General features: G+C 37.6%; 3 protein-coding genes. All 3 read left to right on the forward strand.

Features of this window, described 5'->3' with window-relative positions:
• The first annotated feature begins 361 nt into the window (after positions 1-361).
• From WBN20_RS05650 to WBN20_RS05660, 3 genes are read left to right on the forward strand one after another with little or no spacing between them, the layout of a single operon-like run.
• Positions 362-2,047: a tetratricopeptide repeat protein gene (locus tag WBN20_RS05650; RefSeq protein ID WP_424281024.1), complete on the forward strand. Its 1,686-nt coding sequence runs from the start codon at positions 362-364 to the stop codon at positions 2,045-2,047.
• A gap of 53 nt (positions 2,048-2,100) precedes the next feature.
• Positions 2,101-3,831, forward strand: a complete 1,731-nt coding sequence (locus WBN20_RS05655; RefSeq protein ID WP_424281025.1) for a tetratricopeptide repeat protein — start codon at positions 2,101-2,103, stop codon at positions 3,829-3,831.
• 56 nt (positions 3,832-3,887) lie between these two features.
• Positions 3,888-4,550: an SCO family protein gene (locus WBN20_RS05660; RefSeq protein WP_424281026.1), complete on the forward strand. Its 663-nt coding sequence runs from the start codon at positions 3,888-3,890 to the stop codon at positions 4,548-4,550.
• Positions 4,551-4,599 lie beyond the last annotated feature (49 nt).

Genomic DNA, 4,599 nt, shown 5'->3' on the forward strand with positions numbered 1-4,599 from the left:
AATACACAAAATAATGCCAATCATGTGCATACCGCAGTCAGGGATCTGAAAAATGATTTTGGCCGGAATCTTCTGAAAGAACATTATAGTGAAAGTCATAAAAATTAGGAGTTTACGTACTTTATGATTACGAATCACAAAGAGCATACAGGTTATAGTCAATAAGGTTTATGCATATAGGCATTAATACTTATTAATGGTCAATCTACCCGTAAATAGTTGCCAACTATACAGTTATACTTATAGAATATTTCTACAAACTTAGAATTTCCTATCTTTAAAGGGAGTTGCATAAAGTTTTACCTTGTATCTATTCACTTTCTTCATATATATGTCCCCGATGTATTAAACTCAATTATTAATGAAAATTCCAAGCTGTCTGCCAATTGTCCTATTTATTATAAGTATACTTAGCTTCACCAATTGCAAAAACAAAACAAAACCAAATCCTGATTTGGCAGCAATTAATCTGCTGAGAGGCGAACTTATTTTATGTAGTTCTGAACAATTCGGGGAGGTAAGCTTTGCGCTATCCTGCAATTATGATACCCGGGCGACTTTTGATCTGGCATTATCCTTGTTGCACTCATTTGAATATGAAGAAGCCGAAAAAGCTTTCGTGCAGGTATTGGATGCAGATCCAGAATGTGCAATGGCCTATTGGGGAGTAGCTATGAGTATTGTTCATTCATTATGGTATCAGTCTGATAAAAGTTACCTGGAAAAAGGATCAAAACTTCTCGAAATTGCTAGCAAAATTCCAAAAGGAGAAAGAGAAAAGGAGTATTTGGATGCTATAGGCATATATTATAAAGATTGGGATAAAATTGATCAAAACAAAAGGGCATTATTGTACGAAAAGAAAATGGAAAAAATTTATTTGAAGTATCCTGAAGACAATGAAGCAGCAGTTTTTTATGCTTTAGCCTTAAGAGCATCCGCAGATCGCAAGGACAAGACCTATAAGAATCAAAAAAAATCAGGTGAGATTCTTGAAAAATTATTTGTAGACCAACCCAACCATCCCGGAATTGCCCATTATATCATACATAATTATGATTACCCGGAATTAGCTCATTTAGCTTTACCAACGGCTAGAAGATATGCGGATATCGCACCAGCCTCTTCGCATGCCCAACACATGCCTTCCCATATCTTTACGCGATTGGGGTTATGGGATGAATCTATACAATCTAATATAAATTCTGCGTCTTCGGCAAGATGTTATGCCGAGGCCAGTGAAATGGATGGTCACTGGTCTAACGAGCTTCATGCCATGGGTTATTTGGTATATGCTTACTTACAAAAAGGTGATAATAAAAATGCAGATGAACAATACCAGTACATGAAAACAATTTATGATGTCTACCCTTCAAATATAGCTGCTATTGCATATCCCTTTGCTGCCGTACCTGCAAGAATTGCCCTGGAAAATAGAAGATGGGATGTCGCGGCTAATTTACAATTTCATGAATCGGAGGTGAAATGGGATCAATTTCCATGGCAAAGTTCTTTGCTTCATTTTACCAGAGCTATCGGTTCACTTCATCTAAAAAACTTCAGTGCGGCCAATGAAGAATTGGAAATCCTTAACACCTTAAGGCAACAAATTTCAGATCGTGGAAATGAGGCTAATGCAAACCAGGTATTAATCCAAATGAAAATAGTACAAGGCTGGTTACATTTTTATAATGAACAACAAGACTCAGGTATTGCGCTATTAAAAGAAGCCGTAGAAATGGAAGATATCATAGGAGTTCATGGAATTACACCTGGTAAATTGATACCGGCCCGCGAATTTTTGGCAGAAATGTTACTGGCCATAAACAAACCACAAGAAGCTTTAGAAGTATATGAGAAAAATCTAAGTGTTAATCCTAAGCGCTTCAACGGGATCTATGGGGCAGCGGTGGCAGCAAAACAATTTGGTGATCATGAAAAAGCATCCAAGTATTTTGAAGATCTTTTAAAACTGGCTGAAGCATCCCAAAGCGATAGACCTGAAGTTGTGGAAGCGGAAGCATATATTCAACAACATGTAGGCTAATTTCCTATCATTATGAGAACAAAACACAAACAACAACTATTAACATTACTATCATGAAAACAAAATCAGGTTTTATAATTCTCGCAATCGGGCTATTCTCAATTGTTTATTTTTTACCTATTGAACAAGGGGAACAAAGCCTCGACAATTCCCAAAAAGCCTCCTTTTATTCAATAAAATGTACCGTTGCCAAATACTTATTAAGCAATGTAGACACCACTCAACAGATTTCTCCCCTGTTTGAAAATCTGGGAAATCTGAGTTTTCCCATTACCACTTCCAACGAAATGGCGCAAACTTTCTTTAATCAAGGCCTAAGACTTACCTATGCTTTTAATCATGCAGAAGCACACCGCTCTTTTATGGAAGCATCCAGACTGGATCCGAATTCTGCCATGACCTATTGGGGGCAGGCTTATACACTGGGACCTAATATAAATGATCAATTGCCACCGGACGAGCGCAAGGAGAAATATAATGAGGCACTGGCAAAAGCTAAAAAACTGTCTTCTGGGGCAAGTCCAAAGGAACAGGCTTTAATAAATGCTCTTACATCCAGATACAGCACAGATCTTAAAAAAGATGTAGCAGAATTGAATATGACCTATATGCATGCCATGACCGAAGTAGTTAAGCAATTTCCAGAAGATTCAAATATTCTTACATTATATGCTGCTTCAGTAATGAATACAGTTCCCTGGAATTATTGGGATAAAGATGGTAATCCATCCCCCAATATATCCGAAGCTAAAACCGCATTGGAAAAAGCAATAAAAATTAATCCTGATAATCCCGGAGCACACCACTATTATATTCATATGGTAGAATTACCAACGCCTGACCTCGCCGTTCCAAGTGCAGATGTATTAGCATCCCTTATGCCTGCTGCGGGCCATATTGTTCATATGCCCTCTCATATCTACATAAGAGTTGGCCGTTATCTTGATGCTGTTAAAATTAATCAGGCTGCTATTTTGGCTGATGAGGACTATATTTCGCAGTGTTATTCCCAGGGACTTTATCCCTTGGGTTATTACCCACATAACATCCATTTCCTTTGGTCTGCAGCAAGTTTATTAGGTGCAAGTGAGATTGCCATAGATGCGGCAAAAAAGACGGCTGAAAAAGTACCCACCGGGGAATTAATAACACTTCCCTTTTTGCAGGATTTCGCATCAACACCAATGCTGGCTTATGTTCGTTTTGGTAAATGGAATGATATTTTAACCATTCCGGCACCTAATCCTGAGATCAAACATTTGAATTTGATGAGGCATTATGCAAGAGGAATTGCATTTGTTAGAAAAAACAATGCAAAAGAAGCAAAAGAGGAACTGGACGCTATCGCGTTACTTAAAGAGGATCCGGAACTGGAAGACCTCGTAGCTACAGCAAATAATAACTCGGCTTCAATTGCACGTTTAGCATATGAAGTAGTAGCCGGAGAGTTGGCATCGCTTAATGGCGACTTGCCAAAAGCAATTGAACATCTAAAAAATGCAGTATCCCTGGAAGATAAATTAGTCTATACTGAACCTGCTGCCTGGCATGTGCCAACACGTCAAAACCTGGGTGCAATACTTTTAAAGGCCAATAAATTTAATGAGGCCGAAGTAATTTACAAAGAAGACCTGGAAGTCTTAAGGCAAAACGGATGGTCGCTTATGGGCTTGTATAAAAGCCTGTTAGCTCAGGGTAAAATGGATGAGGCAGCTCTTATTAAAGCCGAATATGACTCAGCATGGGAAAATGCAGATATTGAAATAGATACTTCAATATTATAAAAACATAAGAAATCAATAGGTTACCTTTAAAATATTAAATTCATAAATACGCAACATTGCAGACTGAATTTTTTAAAAATCCGCATTTAAGGCAGGGAATAACTATATTTCTTGTACTTACATCCTTACTAATTTTTTTTTCTTATTGGTTGCAGGAAGAACAACCTGCGGTTTATAACCCTTCAGATTTAAATCCAGCGCTGGTAGACCAAAGCTTGCATAACGTTGAGCATAATCATAAGGTTGCACCATTTGAATTGATTAATCAGAATGGCGAAACAATTACGCAGGAAGATTATAATAATACAATCTATGTAACGGATTTCTTTTTTACCAGATGCCCTAGTATTTGCCCTGTAATGACTAATAATATGGGAGTTTTACAGCAGGAATTTATTCATAATAATGACATAAAGTTACTGTCCATTTCAGTAACTCCAGAGATAGATAGTGTTTCTGTTTTATATAATTATGCTTCAAAAAATGGTGCCATTGATACGAAATGGAATATTACTACCGGTAACAAAAAACATATTTATGAACTCGCCCGTAAAAGTTATTTTGCCGCGGTGGATGACGGTGATGGCGGTCTGCAGGATTTTATTCATACGCCCAACTTCGTACTGGTGGACAAGGAAAAACAGATACGAGGTATCTATGACGGCACTAAAGATGATGAAATTCAGCGCTTGATTAAAGACATCAGAACCTTACAGTAGTAGCCGGCATTTTTGGTAACTTGCTTAAAATCCCAGGGGAGACAAATAG

It is taken from the genome of Eudoraea sp. (assembly GCF_049665975.1).
Lineage (GTDB): Bacteria > Bacteroidota > Bacteroidia > Flavobacteriales > Flavobacteriaceae > Eudoraea.

Bases quoted from the DNA above. Each gene is read 5' to 3' on its own strand.
- WBN20_RS05650 (WP_424281024.1), top strand. From the start codon at position 362: ATGAAAATTCCAAGCTGTCTGCCAATTGTCCTATTTATTATAAGTATA.
- WBN20_RS05655 (WP_424281025.1), top strand. From the start codon at position 2,101: ATGAAAACAAAATCAGGTTTTATAATTCTCGCAATCGGGCTATTCTCA.